General features: G+C 68.5%; 18 protein-coding genes. 11 read left to right on the top strand and 7 right to left on the bottom strand.

Annotated features, from left to right (window positions below; all coding sequences use genetic code 11):
- Nucleotides 1–2: 2 nt before the first annotated feature.
- The 6 genes from pstB to ED92_RS08040 form a co-directional block, all read right to left on the bottom strand.
- Entirely contained in the window at nucleotides 3–779 is a 777-nt protein-coding gene (pstB, locus tag ED92_RS08065; RefSeq protein ID WP_016338000.1) for a phosphate ABC transporter ATP-binding protein PstB, read from the bottom strand.
- Between the two features lie 10 nt (nucleotides 780–789).
- The gene (pstA, locus tag ED92_RS08060) at nucleotides 790–1,707 is read right to left on the bottom strand and encodes a phosphate ABC transporter permease PstA (RefSeq protein WP_037334778.1); all 918 of its coding nucleotides are present in this window, start codon (nucleotides 1,705–1,707) and stop codon (nucleotides 790–792) included.
- Nucleotides 1,708–1,709: 2 nt separating this feature from the next.
- A complete protein-coding gene (pstC, locus tag ED92_RS08055; RefSeq protein WP_016338002.1) occupies nucleotides 1,710–2,627 on the bottom strand; it encodes a phosphate ABC transporter permease subunit PstC in 918 nt (305 codons plus the stop codon).
- 208 nt (nucleotides 2,628–2,835) lie between these two features.
- On the bottom strand, nucleotides 2,836–3,960 hold the full coding sequence (pstS, locus tag ED92_RS08050) for a phosphate ABC transporter substrate-binding protein PstS (RefSeq protein WP_037334774.1): 1,125 nt from the start codon (nucleotides 3,958–3,960) through the stop codon (nucleotides 2,836–2,838).
- Between the two features lie 229 nt (nucleotides 3,961–4,189).
- Nucleotides 4,190–5,065, bottom strand: a complete 876-nt coding sequence (gene mshD, locus ED92_RS08045; protein WP_037334771.1) for a mycothiol synthase — start codon at nucleotides 5,063–5,065, stop codon at nucleotides 4,190–4,192.
- 63 nt (nucleotides 5,066–5,128) lie between these two features.
- Nucleotides 5,129–5,875, bottom strand: a complete 747-nt coding sequence (locus tag ED92_RS08040; protein ID WP_037334769.1) for a response regulator transcription factor — start codon at nucleotides 5,873–5,875, stop codon at nucleotides 5,129–5,131.
- A 144-nt stretch (nucleotides 5,876–6,019) separates the two neighbouring features.
- On the opposite strand from ED92_RS08040, the gene ED92_RS08035 reads away from it, so the two are divergent.
- The 10 genes from ED92_RS08035 (at nucleotide 6,020) to ED92_RS07990 (ending at nucleotide 12,343) form a co-directional block, all read left to right on the top strand.
- The gene (locus tag ED92_RS08035; RefSeq protein ID WP_081975722.1) at nucleotides 6,020–6,913 is read left to right on the top strand and encodes a DUF2993 domain-containing protein; all 894 of its coding nucleotides are present in this window, start codon (nucleotides 6,020–6,022) and stop codon (nucleotides 6,911–6,913) included.
- A gap of 7 nt (nucleotides 6,914–6,920) precedes the next feature.
- The gene (locus tag ED92_RS08030; protein ID WP_037336208.1) at nucleotides 6,921–7,340 is read left to right on the top strand and encodes a thioredoxin family protein; all 420 of its coding nucleotides are present in this window, start codon (nucleotides 6,921–6,923) and stop codon (nucleotides 7,338–7,340) included.
- Nucleotides 7,341–7,566: 226 nt separating this feature from the next.
- Nucleotides 7,567–8,001, top strand: a complete 435-nt coding sequence (locus tag ED92_RS08025) for a DUF4395 domain-containing protein (RefSeq protein ID WP_037334767.1) — start codon at nucleotides 7,567–7,569, stop codon at nucleotides 7,999–8,001.
- Nucleotides 8,002–8,022: 21 nt separating this feature from the next.
- The gene (locus ED92_RS08020; protein ID WP_037334764.1) at nucleotides 8,023–8,859 is read left to right on the top strand and encodes a sulfurtransferase; all 837 of its coding nucleotides are present in this window, start codon (nucleotides 8,023–8,025) and stop codon (nucleotides 8,857–8,859) included.
- Nucleotides 8,859–9,167, top strand: coding sequence for a DUF1416 domain-containing protein (locus ED92_RS08015; protein ID WP_037334762.1), 309 nt, complete (start codon nucleotides 8,859–8,861; stop codon nucleotides 9,165–9,167). The genes ED92_RS08020 and ED92_RS08015 overlap by 1 nt, the downstream gene beginning before the upstream one ends.
- Before the next feature lie 228 nt (nucleotides 9,168–9,395).
- Entirely contained in the window at nucleotides 9,396–10,019 is a 624-nt protein-coding gene (locus tag ED92_RS08010) for an FABP family protein (protein ID WP_037334760.1), read from the top strand.
- 11 nt (nucleotides 10,020–10,030) lie between these two features.
- Nucleotides 10,031–10,642, top strand: coding sequence for a 5-oxoprolinase subunit PxpB (gene pxpB, locus ED92_RS08005; RefSeq protein ID WP_037334758.1), 612 nt, complete (start codon nucleotides 10,031–10,033; stop codon nucleotides 10,640–10,642).
- Nucleotides 10,639–11,511, top strand: coding sequence for a biotin-dependent carboxyltransferase family protein (locus ED92_RS08000; RefSeq protein WP_037334755.1), 873 nt, complete (start codon nucleotides 10,639–10,641; stop codon nucleotides 11,509–11,511). The genes pxpB and ED92_RS08000 overlap by 4 nt, the downstream gene beginning before the upstream one ends.
- Nucleotides 11,499–11,912 (top strand): hypothetical protein, encoded by a 414-nt coding sequence (locus ED92_RS07995; RefSeq protein ID WP_037334753.1) that lies wholly within the window; start codon nucleotides 11,499–11,501, stop codon nucleotides 11,910–11,912. Before ED92_RS08000 ends, ED92_RS07995 begins: the two co-directional genes overlap by 13 nt.
- Complete coding sequence (locus ED92_RS07990) at nucleotides 11,912–12,343, top strand: hypothetical protein (protein ID WP_037334751.1); 432 nt, start codon at nucleotides 11,912–11,914, stop codon at nucleotides 12,341–12,343. The genes ED92_RS07995 and ED92_RS07990 overlap by 1 nt, the downstream gene beginning before the upstream one ends.
- On the opposite strand, the gene ED92_RS07985 is transcribed toward ED92_RS07990, so the two are convergent.
- Complete coding sequence (locus tag ED92_RS07985) at nucleotides 12,336–13,190, bottom strand: aminodeoxychorismate lyase (protein WP_037334749.1); 855 nt, start codon at nucleotides 13,188–13,190, stop codon at nucleotides 12,336–12,338. The two genes, ED92_RS07990 and ED92_RS07985, sit on opposite strands and share 8 nt — an antisense overlap.
- A gap of 30 nt (nucleotides 13,191–13,220) precedes the next feature.
- Here ED92_RS07985 and ED92_RS07980 point away from each other — a divergent pair, with 30 nt between their 5' ends.
- Nucleotides 13,221–14,348 carry a folate-binding protein YgfZ gene (locus ED92_RS07980; RefSeq protein WP_037336205.1) on the top strand — a complete coding sequence of 376 codons (1,128 nt, stop codon included), beginning with the start codon at nucleotides 13,221–13,223 and terminating at the stop codon, nucleotides 14,346–14,348.
- Nucleotides 14,349–14,526 lie beyond the last annotated feature (178 nt).

The raw sequence follows: 14,526 nt of genomic DNA, 5'->3' as shown, positions 1-14,526 counted from the left end.
GATCAGCCGAAGCGGCCCGAGATGTAGTCCTCGGTCGCCTTCTCGTCCGGGTTCGAGAAGATCTTCTCCGTGTCGTTCAACTCCACCAGGCGCCCCGGCTGGCCGACGCCCGCCAGGTTGAAGAACGCGGTCTGGTCCGAGACCCGCGCCGCCTGCTGCATGTTGTGCGTCACGATGACGATCGTGTACTCCTTCTTGAGCTCACCGATCAGGTCCTCGATGGCCAGCGTCGAGATCGGGTCGAGCGCGGAGCACGGCTCGTCCATCAGCAGCACGTCGGGCCGCACGGCGATCGCCCGCGCGATGCAGAGCCGCTGCTGCTGACCACCGGAGAGGCCGCCGCCCGGTTTGTTCAGCCGGTCCTTGACCTCGTTCCACAGGTTCGCGCCGCGCAGGGCGCGCTCGGCGACGTCGTCGAGCTCTTTCTTGCCCTTGGTGCCGCCCAGGCGCAGGCCGGCCACGACGTTGTCGCGGATGGACATCGTCGGGAACGGGTTGGGGCGCTGGAACACCATGCCGATGGTGCGGCGGACCTGCACCGGGTCGACACCGGCGCCGTAGATGTCCTCGCCGTCCAGCAGCACCTCACCCTCGACGCGGGCGCCGGGGATGACCTCGTGCATACGGTTCAGCGTGCGCAGCACCGTCGACTTGCCGCAGCCCGACGGGCCGATGAACGCGGTGACGTTCCGCGGCGGCACCGAGAGGGTGACGCCGTCCACGGCGTGGAATTTGCCGTAGTAGATGTCCACGTCTTTGACGTCGATTCGTTTGGCCATCTCAAACAGCTCACTTCTTCTTCGGGGCGACAAGACGGGCAAAGAGCATGGCGAGGAGGTTCACGATCGCGATGATCAGTACCAGGGTGAGCGCCGCTCCCCAGATCCTGTCGAACGCGACGGTACCTTCGTCGAACGGGTTGCTGACCCGTTCGTTGTTCATCAGAAGCGGCAGTGCGGCCTGTTCGCCACCGAAGATGTCCCAGTTCACGTAGGCGGAGTACCCCACGAGGACCAGCAGCGGCGCGGTCTCGCCCATCACGCGGGCGAGCGCCATCATGATGCCGCCGATGATGCCGGACAGCGCGGTCGGCAGGACGATCTTCATGATCGTCTTCCACTTCGGCACGCCCAGCGCGTACGAGGCTTCGCGCAGGTCGTCCGGGACGATCCGCAGCATCTCCTCCGAGGAACGCACGACCACCGGGATCATCAGCAGCACCAGCGCGAGCGACACGGCGAAACCGCTGCGCGGCAGGCCGAACGTCGTGATCCACAGCGCGTAGATGAACAGCGCCGCGACGATCGAGGGGACACCGGAGAGGATGTCCACCATGAAGGTCGTGACCTTCGCGAGTTTGCCGCGACCGTATTCGACCAGGTAGATCGCGACCAGCATGCCGATCGGGACCGCGATGATCGCGCAGACCAGGCCCTGCAGCACCGAGCCGATGACCGCGTGCAGCACGCCGCCGCCGACCTCGTCCGACAGCACGGAGCCGAAGTCCTCGGTCCACCAGTTGCTGTACGGGATCCGCTTGACGCCGTTGATGACCACGGTGGCGAGCAGCCACACCAGCGGCACGACGGCGATCAGGAACGACAGCCAGATCAACGTCGTGGCGAAGCCGTTCTTGACCTTCCTCGCCAGGCTGACCTGCTGGAAGGCGGGGGTGGTGGCGGGGGTTTTCTCGAGCGTGGTGGACATGCTCAGTCCCCCTTCTTGGCGATGACGGATCGCGCGATGAAGTTGACGACGAGCGTCAGCAGGAACAGCACGAGACCCGCCGCGATGTACGCGCCCGCCGAGATCTCGTTGTTGAGTTCCGCGTAGTCCGCCGCGATCTTCGAGGCGAACGTGGCGCCGCCGTCGAAGAGGCTCCAGGTGAACTCGCGGCCGACCGCGCCGGTCAGGATGATCGCGAGCGCGATCGTCTCGCCGAGCGCGCGGCCGAGGCCGAGCATCGAAGCGCCGATGTAGCCCGCCTTGCCGAACGGGAGCACCGTGGTGCGGATGACCTCCCAGCGGGTGGCGCCCAGCGCCAGCGCGCCCTCGATATGCGGGGTCGGGGTCCGCTCGAACACCTCGCGGGACAGCGAGGTGATGATCGGCAGGATCATCACGGCCAGCACGATGCCCGCGGTGAAGATGGTGCCCCGCAGGTCCGGCGAGACGTTGCCGGCCGCGAAGAGCGGGATCCACGAGAAGGTGTCGTTGACCCACTGCGAGAAGGGCTCGATCGCCGGCGCGAAGACCATCAGGCCCCACAGGCCGTAGATGATCGAGGGAACCGCGGCGAGCAGGTCGATCACGTAGGCGAAGGGCCGCGCCAGCCGCTTCGGCGCGTACTGGGTGAGGAAGAGGGCGATCCCGAGCGAGATCGGCATCGCGATGATCAGCGCCAGCAGCGACGAGTACACCGTCACCAGCAGCAGGCCCATGATCCCGAAGCGCATGTCGTCCGGGGTGGTCTGCCAGACCTGGCTGGTCAGGAAGTTCACGTTGTCGGCCTGCAGCGCCGGGATGGCCTGCACCAGCAGGAACAGCCCGATCAGGCCGATCAGCGAGACGACGAAGACGCCGGCTCCGGTGGTCAGGATCTGGAAGATGCGGTCACCGGGTCGCACCGTCCTGGAATTGGGGCTCGCGAGGCGCACCGAGGACTGCTCGGGCGGTGACGCGGCAGATTGCTCCGAAATCGGGTCCTCCGTGAAGGTCTCGCGGACGCCAGAACGCCCACCGGGGTCGCCGGTGGGCGTTCTGGGCGAAGACGAATCGCTCATCGACTACTTCTGTCCAGCCTGTTTACTGATCAACCTAGAGGTCGTCGACAGGTCAGGCGATGGCCTTGACGGCGGTCAGGACCTTGTCCTGCAGGCTCTGCGGGATCGGCACGTAGCCCTTGTCCGAAAGCGGCTTCTGACCGTCGGTGGCGGCGACGTTCAGGAACGCCTTGACGGCCTTGCCGACCTCGGCGTCCGCGTACTTCGAGCAGACGATCTCGTAGGTGGCGAGCAGCAGCGGGTAGGCGCCCGCGACGTTGCTGGAGTAGATCGAGTTCAGGTCCAGCGCGAGGTCGTTGCTGCCTTCCTTCTTGAACTTCGCCGAGTCGAGGGACTTGGCGACGTTCGCGGCGGTGAGCTCGACACCGCCGGAGCCGCTGTCGATCAGGGCGGCGTTCAGGCCGTCCTTCGCGAAGGAGGACTCGACGTAGGTGATGGCGCCGTCGGTGGCCTTGACCGCGCTGGCCACACCGTTGGACTTCTCGGCACCGTTACCGACGCCACCGTTGAACTTCTTGCCGTCGCCCTGGGTCCAAGCGCCCTTCGAGGCCGCCTTCAGGTACTTCTGGAAGTTGTCGGTGGTGCCCGACTCGTCGGTGCGGGAGATGACCTGGATGGCCTTGTCCGGCAGGTTGACGCTCTCGTTGCCCTTGACCGCCTTGATGGCCGGGTCGTTCCACTTGGTGATGCCGCCGTTGAAGATCTTGGCGGTGACCTCGGGGGTCAGGGTCAGCTTGTCGACCCCGGAAACCTTGTACGCGACGGCGACCGGGCCGATGACGAGCGGGAGGTTCCACGCGTCCGAGGCGCACCGGGCCTTGGCCTTCTCGGCCTCTTCGTCCTTGAGGGGCGAGTCCGAACCGGCGAAGTCGACCTGGTTCGCGTTGAACTGCTTGATGCCGGCGCCCGAACCGCTGGGGTTGTAGTTCACCTTCTGGCCGGAGCACTTGGCGGCGTAAGCCTGCACGAAGATGTCGACCGCGGTCTTCTGGGCGGACGAACCCTCGGCCGAAAGCGGGTTCTTGCCGCCGCATTCGACGTTGGCCGCGCCACTCGGAGCGGCGGCGGCACCCGTGCTGCCGGGCTTGGTCGCCGCCGGGTCGGATCCACAAGCGCCGAGCACGAGGGCGGCGGTGGCCACGATGCCGATCGCGCCCGCGGGCCGCATGATCTTCACTGCATTTCCTCCACTGGGAGACTTTCGCCGGATCGGTGGAACGGGAGCGTTCCTTCCGGACCCGGACATTAAGCACCGACAGTGGACAGGCGACCGTCTAAGGGTGAACGGCAAGTGAACAAGGCGGCCGATGTGAGCAGCGCGACTACTCCGAAAGTGACCCGTGTCCCGCCCGTGACCTGCGCGTCTGCTCTCCGTGACCGGTCAAGTGCCGCCCGTGTGAACGCCGTTACCGTGCGTATTGAACGTCTACCTCGTATCGGGTGAAGCCGAGCTTCGAATACACGGCGAGTGCGGGCGCGTTGTCCCCTTCGACGTAAAGGATCACTTGCCCCAGTCCGCGATCACGGAGATACCGCAGCCCGGCGAGCGTGAGGGCCTTTCCGAGGCCGCCGCCCTGCGCGTCCGGGTCGATGCCGACGACGTAGACCTCGCCGGCGGGCTCGCCGCCGAACCGGCCGGGGACCGCCTCGTGGACCTTCGTCCAGTGGAAGCCGATGACCTCGCCGTTCTCCTCCGCGAGGAAGAAGCCTTCGGGGTCGAACCAGGCGTCCTTCTCGGTCGCGCGGACCTCGTCGGCGGTCAGCGCGCCCTGTTCGGGGTGCCAGTCGAAGGCGCGGGCGTTGACCCGCACCATCGCTTCCTCGTCCTGCCCGGGGACGAACGTGCGCAGCGTGACCCCTTCGCGTGTCACGGGCTCCGGCCAGTCGGCCGTTTCGACGTCGGCGTGCAGGATCAGCAGTTCGCGGGCGCGTTCGAAACCTTCGGTCCCGGCGAGATGGACCGCGGCGGGGTGGTCGCCGTGCGCCCAGACACGCAGCGGTTTCCCCGCGGTCTCTTCGACGAGTGCCCTGGTGAGCGCCCTGCCGTGGCCGGAGCGGCGATGCGCGGGGTGGACGAACAGTTCGGCGACCTGGTTGCCGTGCGAGTCGCCCTCGGTGTCCAGATGCGCGTACGCGACCAACGCGCCGTCGACGCGGCCGAGGAGGTGCCGCCCACCGTCGAACCCGGAGTCCTCCGGGCGGCCGTCGGCCTCGCGCACGGCGAGGAGGAAGTCGTGGATCTCTTCCGTGTCCGGTTCACCGGTCCAAGCCAGATCGAGCATGAAATCGACCCTACCCGGGAACCCGGCACCCGCCTGGACGTCTTGTCAGACAGGAAGGGGGACTCAGTGCGCGGAGAACTCGCTCGGCTCGTAGACGCTCGAGTCCGGGGCGACGGCCTGCTTGGCCGCCCCCTTCGAGGGACGCTCGAACTTGTAGCCGACGTTGCGCACGGTGCCGATCATCTGCTCGTGCTCCGGCCCCAGCTTCGCGCGCAGACGCCGGACGTGGACGTCGACCGTGCGCGTACCGCCGAAGAAGTCGTAACCCCAGACCTCCTGCAGCAGCTGGGCACGGGTGAACACCCGGCCGGCGTGCTGTGCCAGGTACTTGAGGAGTTCGAACTCCTTGTACGTGAGCTCGAGAGTGCGCTTGCGCAGCTTCGCGGTGTAGGTCGCTTCGTCGATGACGAGGTCGCCGACGCGGAGTTCGGCGTCGACCTGCGCGGCACTGCCGTCGCGGGTGGTGACCAGCCGCAACCGGGCGTCGACCTCGGCGGGACCGGCCGTCGGGAGGAGGATGTCGTCGGTGCGCCATTCCGCGCTGACCGCGACCAGTCCGCCTTCGCCGACGACGGCGATGACCGGCGTGGAGGTCTCGTCCTCACCGGCGCCCTTGAGCAGACGGCAGAGGCTTTTCGCGGAGGCGAGATCGGCGCGCGCGTCGAGGACGATGACGTCGCGGTGGCCGGCGTCGAGCAGCGCGGTCACTTCCGGAGCACGGACGCGTACGGTGTGGGGCAGCAGATCCAGGGCGGGCAACACCGTGGTGGCATCTGCTTCCGCGGTCAGTACCAGAAGGTCCAGGCTCATCGCCGCACCGCCTTCGGATCGTGGCCGCCTCGAACGTGGCGACTGCCGGTGCTTAGTGAGAATAGCGGGTGAACAGCCGGGGACCTACCCCGTGCTGGATCGATCACACCTGGCCAAAGAGGTTGACGAAGGAGAATCGACGCAATGGTGAGCAGGCCCGTGGCGCAGGACGACCGACCCTCTCCGGGGCGGTCCGCCAAGCGAGGAAAGCGCCGTGGCCGGGGCTGGCTCATCGCCCTCGCGGTGCTCGTGGTGCTGCTGGTCGGCGCCGATTTCGGGGCGGCGGCGTTCGCCGAGCACACGATCTCCCAGAAGGCCCGCGAACAGCTGGACCTGGCCAACGATCCGGCGGTCACGGTGCACGGTTTCCCGTTCCTGACCCAGGCCCTTTCCGGTGACTACAGTCACATCACCATCAACGCCCAGGGCGTCGCCGTTCCGCCGCGACTGAGGGACGTGGACTTCAACGCGGACATGAGCGACGTCACGGCGCCGCTGTCGGACCTGACGTCCGGCAACACGAAGTCGATCGTCATCGGCACGCTCAAGGGTGAGGTGACGATCAAGGCCGCCGACATCGCGCGGCAGGCGCCGCTGGACAAGATCGAGAACCTCAAGATCGAACCGGTCACCGAGGACTACGTCCGCAACGGCGACAGCGGCCAGGGCGAGACGAAGCCGACGGCGACCAACGAGAACGGCGAGCCGGTGGACACCGCCAGCGCCGGGATCCGGGTTTCGGGCAACGTCCAGATCGCCGGGCAGAAGGTGGAGATCTTCTGCTTCGCGATGATCGAACTCGACGGGCAGAAGATCCGTCTCGAGCCGAAGCGGCTGCAGTTCGGGAATGACAAGGAGACCACCGTCGTTCCCCAGGCGGTACAGGACGCGCTGCTGCCGAACTTCAACGCGACCATCGACACCGGCGCGATGCCGTTCTCGGTGACGCCGACCTCGGTGCGCGTGAACAGCGGCTCGGTGACCATCAAGGGTGAAGGCAAGAACGTGGCCTTCAGCGGAGCGAAGCCTCAGGGGTGACTTGCGGATGACCGGAGTGTGGGTGCTGCTGGGTGTCTTGGTGCTCGGCGGGGTCGCGGGCGTGCTGATGCGAGCGCGTAACGGCCGGATCCGCGCGGCCAAACCCGGCGCGCCCACCCTGCCCGGCCGCGTCTCGGGCGCCCTCGCGCCCGAAGGTGTCACCCTGGTCCAGATCTCGACGACCTTCTGCGCGCCGTGCCGCCACACCCGCGCGATCCTCTCGGCGCTCGCGGACAAGACCGACGGCCTCACGCACGTCGATCTGGACGTCACCGAAACCCCCGAAGTCGCCCAGGCGCTTTCGATATTGCGGACTCCCACGACGCTGGCCTTGACCCCGGACGGCAGGGAGGTCTTCCGGGTCGGCGGCGTTCCCCGAGGTCAGGAGCTTCTCGAAGCCCTGAAGCCCCATCTGGCGAACGCCTGATCCCGAATTTTGGGAAGCGTCCCAAGGTGTGAACACGGTTCCCAACCTGAGGGAGCTCTGCGTACCCTCGTGCCCGTGAACAGGCTGCCCCGAACCTTGCTGACCCAGCGCCGCGCAGTGGATCTGTGCCGCGTTCGCAGCAGCCTGTGTCCCGGCGTTCGCTGAACCTCGCCTGCGCGTGCCCGTCCGGCACGCGGCTCCTTCCCTCTCGTTCGCAGGAGGAACCATGTCCGCAGGACCGGCCGTCGACCCCCGTGGTCCGCGTTTCGCCGCCATCCTGACGACGATCGTGCTCGCGGTCGTGCTCATCACCCAGTGGTGGCCACTGCTCGCGGCGCAGGCGGTGGTGTTCGCGATCGGTGCCTTCGTCGGGCTGAAGCCGGCGCCGTACTCCCTGATCTATCGCTACCTGATCGCGCCGCGGCTCGGCCCGACGACCGAACGCGAAGACGCCGCCCCGCTGCGGTTCGCGCAGGCCGTCGGGTTCGTGTTCGCGGTCGTCGGCACCGTCGGTTTCGCCACCGGCCTGACCGCGCTCGGCTTCGTCGCCACGGCGTTCGCGCTGTTCGCGGCGTTCCTCAACGCGGCGTTCAACTTCTGTCTCGGTTGCGAGATGTACCTGCTCATCAAGCGTTTCAGCCCCAGCCCTCGCGCGTCCTAACCCAGAAAGAGAGTCAGCTCCATGAGCCGTGAAGACGTCCTGGTCACCACCCAGTGGGCCGAGGAGAACCTGGACACCCCGGGTGTCGTGTTCATCGAGGTCGACGAGGACACGACCGCGTACGACAACGGACACATCCGCGGTGCGGTGAAGTTCGACTGGCGCAAGGACCTGCAGGACGGGGTCCGCCGCGACTTCGTCAACAAGGAGGGCTTCGAGAAGCTGTTGTCCGAGAAGGGCATCTCGAACGACGACCGCGTGATCCTCTACGGCGGCAACAACAACTGGTTCGCCGCGTACGCGTACTGGTACTTCAAGCTCTACGGCCACGAGAAGGTGCAGCTGCTCGACGGCGGCCGCAAGAAGTGGGAGCTCGACGGCCGCGAGCTGAACTCGGACGAGGTCAAGCGCGAGCCGACCACGTACCAGGCCAAGGAGCAGGACCTGTCGATCCGCGCGTTCCGCGACGAGGTCGTCGCCGAGATCGGCAAGAGCAACTTCGTCGACGTGCGTTCCCCCGACGAGTTCTCCGGCAAGCTGCTCGCCCCGGCGCATCTGCCGCAGGAGCAGTCACAGGTCCCGGGCCACATCCCCGGCGCGCTGAACGTCCCGTGGGCGAAGGTCGCCAACGAGGACGGCACCTTCAAGACCGAGGAAGAGATCAAGGAGCTGTACTCCGACGAGGGCCTCGACGAGTCGAAGTCCACGATCGCGTACTGCCGGATCGGTGAGCGTTCGTCCATCGCGTGGTTCGCGCTGCACGAGCTCCTCGGCTACGACCAGGTGAAGAACTACGACGGTTCGTGGACGGAATACGGCTCGCTCGTCGGCGTGCCGGTCGAGTTGGGAGCTAAGTGATGGCAGACGACAGCTGCGGCGCGCCGGTCCAGGAGGCCACCCCCGCCGATTACGACACCCGCGGCCAGGTCGTGCTGGCCGGCAAGGTGACCGGCTCGGACGGCCCCGTCGGCGGCGCCTTCGTGCGGTTGCTGGACGGCGGCGGTGACTTCACCGGCGAGGTGGTCTCGTCGGCCGACGGCGACTTCCGTTTCTACGCGGCCCCCGGTGACTGGACGGTGCGCGCGCTGCACCGCTCCGGCAACGGCGAGGCCTCGGTGACCGCCCAGGGACCGGGCGTGCACCAGCTGGCGATCTCGGTCGCCTGACGTTTTCGCGCGTGAAGGCCCCCTTCCCTCGGCTCAGCCGCGGGAAGGGGGCCTTCACGCGCGTGTGGGCACTGCCACGCGACCTCGGCAGGCCTGTCAGGGCAGGTAGCGACTAAGGTGCGTGTCGTGGAGATCCTGTTTACGACCCTGCTGGTGCTCGCCGGCGTCGCGATCACCTGGTTCGCCGTGTACGTCGTCTACCGGCTTTACGCGGACCAGCGCTGACCCATGACGGCTAGTGGCGACGAGGCCATCCAGGCCGCGGAAAAGCGCGCGGAGAGCACGCGCGACCGGAACCTTCCGCAGTTCGACGACATGCCCATCCCGGGCGACACCGCGAACCTGCGCGAGGGCCCGAACCTCAACGACGCCTGCCTGGCGCTCCTGCCGCTCGTCGGCGTGTGGCGCGGCGAGGGCGAGGTCGACTACCCGACCATCGAGGGCCCGTACCGATTCGGCATGCAGCTGACCATCGCGCACGACGGCCGCCCGTTCCTCACGCACGAGGCGCGTGCCTGGCTGCTCGACGAGGACGGCAAGGTCATCCGTCCCGCCGCGCGCGAATCCGGGTTCTGGCGCCCGCAGGCCGACGACACGATCGAGCTGCTGCTGACGCACAACACCGGCATCGTGGAGCTCTTCTACGGCAAGCCGCGTGGCAAGGCCTCGGTCCCGGCCTGGGAACTGGGCACCGACGCGGTCGTCCGCACCTCGACGGCCAAGGACGTCACGGCGTCTCAGCGGCTCTACGGCATCGTCAACGGCGAACTCGGCTACGTCGAGGAGCGCGCCATGATGGGCCAGGAGCTGCAGCCGCACACGTCGGCGCTGCTGCGTCGCGTGGTGGGCTGACGTACTTTCCGATGCGGTGGCGTGCCTACGGCGAGCACGCCGCCCTGCTCGACTGCGCTTCCCTGGCCGAGTCGATGGCGGCGCACGCGATGATCTCCTCCGCGCGTCCGGACGGTGTCACCGAACTCGTTCCCGGCGCGCGCAGCCTGCTCGTGGTGGAAACCCCCGGGTCGGGCGCGCTCGCGGCCGTCCGTGAACTGCTGGCGGACGCCGACCTCGACCACCCGCCGGAAGGCGAATCCCGCGAGATCACCCTCGACGTGACCTACGACGGCGAGGATCTCGAACTCGTCGCGCGGGACGCCGGAGTGTCCACAGAGGACGTCGTCCGGCTGCACACCGGCGCCGTCTACACCGTGGCGTTCACCGGGTTCGCGCCCGGATTCGGTTACCTGACCGGACTTCCCGAGCCACTCCGGCAGCCGCGGCTGCCCGCTCCGCGCACTCGCGTGCCACCGGGTTCGGTCGGTATCGCGGGCGAGTTCACCGGCGTGTACCCGCGCGTCTCGCCCGGCGGCTGGCGGCTGATCGGGCACACCCGGACCGTGCTGTTCGATCCCCGCTCCGACCGGCCCGCGCTGCTGGCGCCCGGCGACCGCGTGCGGTTCCGGAGCGCCGGATGAGGTCTCTCGAAGTGGTCGAGACCGGCCCGCTCGCGCTGATCCAAGATCTCGGCAGGCCCGGCTACGCGCATCTCGGCGTACCTCCGTCGGGCGCGCTGGACGTCCCGGCGCTGAAACTGGCCAACCGGCTCGTCGGCAACACCGAGGACGCGGCCGGCGTGGAATGCCTGCTCGGCGGGCTGCGGCTGCGCGCGACGACGTCCTGCACGGTCGCGGTGACCGGTCCTTCCGTCGCCGTCGAGGTGGACGGGCGACCCGTCGGCTCGCACGCTCCGGTGTGGCTGGCGGCGGGACAGGTCGTGGCGGTCGGCGCGCCTGCCACCGGATTACGGTGCTACCTGGCGGTTTCCGGCGGCATCACGGTCGACGCGGAACTCGGCAGCCGGTCGCGGGACGTCCTTTCGGAGATCGGCCCCGCGCCGCTCAAGAAGGGCGACGTCCTGCCGCTCGGCCCGTCGTCCGTGTCCGGTGGTGCCGACGTCGTGCTGCCCACGACGGCACCGGCGGAACTGGTCGTGCGGGTGAATCCTGGCCCGCGCGCGCACTGGTTCGAGGATCCGGCGGCGGGGCTCGCGAAGACCTGGACGGTGACGGCGGAATCCAACCGCGTCGGGCTCCGGCTCGACGGCCCCGCGTTGACCCGCGGACGCGAATACGCGGAGCGGGAACTGCCGAGCGAGGGCCTGTTGACCGGTGCCGTGCAGGTTCCGCCGAACGGGTTGCCGGTGGTGTTCTTGGCGGATCATCCGACTACCGGTGGTTATCCGGTGGCGGCCGTGGTGAGACAGGCGTCACTCCCGGCCCTCGCGCAGGCCAGACCCGGAACCCTTCTCCGCTTTCACTCGTCCACGAGGATGTGGAACAGGTAAAGGTCGACGGTGGCACGGGTGTCATCGACACGAATTCGGTACCAACCCAACCGGAACTGCCGCAGTCGCTGCGGATCGCGCTGGCCACCGGCCAGATGCGGCGTCCGCTCGGCGACACGCTCCGCCCGCTTCTCGACCTCTTCGCCGACGGCGAGTACCAGGTCACCGGACCCGAACGGCTGGCCGAGGACCGCTACCTGACCCCGAGCGCCGACTGGCCGCCCGCCGACGTGTCCCGGGTCGGTTACTACCGGACCGCGATCAAGAGCGGGCACCGGCCGGTCGCGGTCGTACTGGAGACGACCGACGCGGCGGTGATCCTCGACGGGCACCACAAGATCGCGGCTTACCGCGAAGAGGAGATCCTGCCGCACCTGCTGATCATCAGCCCGCTCGGCTGATGGACGGCCCGCGGTTCCGCGATCCGCAGATTCGGCTCAGGCACCTTGCCGCCGAGCCGATCCTGGTCGTCTGTCCACGCTGCTCGGGCCGTGCCTCGGTCACTCACGAACGGCTGACCTGCGTCGGCTGCGCTCTGGTGCGCTTTCGCCCCGAGCCCGACTACCTCGGGTGGAACCGCCCGGTCGACCCGTTCTTCCGCGAACCCCTCTGGCTGCGCGCCGACTGCTGTGGCGGGAACACCCTTTGGGCGTTCCACGAACGTCACCTCGACCTGCTCGAACGATTCGTCGCGGCGAAGCTGCGCGAACGCGGGCTCGGGAACCGTCCCGGCATGACCTTGGTCGCCCGGCTGCCCGCCTGGCTCACGACGGCCAAGCACCGGGACGAGATCCTTCGCACCATCGCCAAGCTGCGCGCGACGCTCAGCTGATCGCGTACTCGCTCTCGTACGCGGCGGCCAGCTCGGCGTGGATCGCGCTGGAGTCGGTGAGCGCGACGCCGTCGAGCGTGTGCACCCGGGTCAGTTTGCGGACCGACGAGGCCAGGAACAGTCCTTCGCCCGCGGTGAGGTCCGAGACCTTGAGCGGCTCGACCTTGACCGACCAGCCCGCGCGCTCGGCGCCGCGGAACAGTGCCGCCTGCGTCGTCCCCGGCAGGATGCCGATGGTCGCCGGCGGCGTGTAGAGCGTCTTGTCCTTCGCGAGGACGACCGTGGACGTCGGTCCTTCGAAGACCGAACCGTCGGCGGCGGTGAAAATCACATCGCTCGCGCCACGGCGGCCCGCCTCCCGCAACGCCGCCATGTTGACGCCGTACGAAATCGACTTCGCGCCCAGCAGCAGCCACGGCGCGCGCTCGGCGAGGTCGGCCTCGATACCGCGCTCGAGGGTGATCGCCGCGACGCCTTCGACGCGGGCCCGCTGGACCTTCTCGTCGATCTCCACACCGAGCGCGAACCCGAACGGCTTCGCCTCCGGATCGCCGTCGATTCCCCTGGTGTACACCAGTTTCAGCGCGATCTCGGCGGGGCCGGACCAGTTGTCGATGACCGTCTGCGCGGCGCGCTCCCAGACCGCGAGGTCCGGCTCCGGCAGGTCGAGCATGGCCGCGGAACGGGCCAGTCGCTCGAGGTGCGGGCGGAGCTCACGGGGCCGTCCGTCGACGACGAGGATCGTCTCGAACACGCCGTCGCCGCGAAGCAGTCCCAGATCGTCCACCCGCAGGTGGGCGGCTTCGGGGTCGGCCAGGGTCCCGTCGAGGAAGGCAAGCACGCGCATGGGGACACGGTACTCACTAGCATGGGTTTCATGCCCTACCGCTCCCCCTTGCTCGACCTTCCCGGACCGATCGCGGCACCCGACGGGCATCCGGAGGAAGGTGTCCCGTGGCACTGGGGTGACCCCTTCGCCGAGCAACGGACCGCGGCGCGCGGCGCGGTCGTGATCGACCGTTCGCACCGCGAGATCCTGGCCGTGACCGGCGAAGAACGGTTGTCCTGGCTGCATTTGGTGATCTCGCAGCATGTCACCGGGCTCGCCGAGGGCACCGGCACCGAGGCGCTCGTGCTGGACAGCCAAGGCCGCGTCGACACGCACATGGTCGTCGCGCACGCGGACGGCACGGTGTGGCTGGACAGCGACCGGGGCGCGGTGGCCACCAGCGCGTTGCCGTCCGGCGGCAAGCAGACACTGCGCGACTACCTCGAAGCGATGAAGTTCTGGTCCAAAGTGGACATCCGCGATGTCTCGGACGAGCTGGCACTGCTGACCGTCCTCGGCCCCGACGCGGACCGCGTGCTGGACGCCGTGGGTGTTTCCGTGGGCTCGGACCCGTACTCGGTCGTGGCGATCCCCGGCGGTTTCGCGCGGCGGATGCCGTGGCCGGGGCGGCACAGCGTCGACCTCGCCGTGCCCCGCGCCGAACTGGCCGATTGGTGGCGACGCCTGACCGACGCGGGCGCGCGACCGGCGGGCAGCTGGACCTTCGACGCGCTGCGGGTCGAATCGCTACGGCCACGACTGGGCGTCGACACCGACGAGCGCACGATCCCGCACGAGGTGAACTGGGTCGACTCCGCCGCGCACGTGGCGAAGGGCTGCTACCGCGGGCAGGAGACCGTCGCGAAGGTCCACAACGTCGGGCGGCCGCCGCGCTACATGGCGCTGCTGCACCTGGACGGTTCGCCGGAGATCACGCCGGAGACCGGCGATCCGGTGGTGCTGGGCGAGCGGACGGTGGGGCGCGTCGGCAGCGTGGTGCAGCACCACGAACTGGGCCCGATCGCGCTGGCGCTGGTCAAACGCTCGACGCAGCCGGGCGCGGAACTGCTGGTGGGCGCCGAGGATCGCGTCGTGCAGGCGACCATCGACCCGGACTCGGTTCCGGGGGAGGCTCCGGCTCCCGGACGGGAAGCGGCTCAGCGGCTGCGGGGCTGAACCGGTTTCGGCTGTCCGTGAAGGCCTCCTTGAGGGACCCAGGGTCCCTCAAGGAGGCCTTCACGGCCCGGGCTCGGCCTTCACTCACGACCGAAGTACATGAAGGGGTCCTTCACTGCGCTAGACGCAATGAAGGGGGCCTTCGCGTACTCATCCACAGGTTGTCCACAACTCTGCC

The organism is Amycolatopsis sp. MJM2582, from assembly GCF_000754115.1.
Classification (GTDB): Bacteria; Actinomycetota; Actinomycetes; order Mycobacteriales; family Pseudonocardiaceae; genus Amycolatopsis; species Amycolatopsis japonica.
This window is presented reverse-complemented; position numbering and strand designations above follow the sequence as displayed.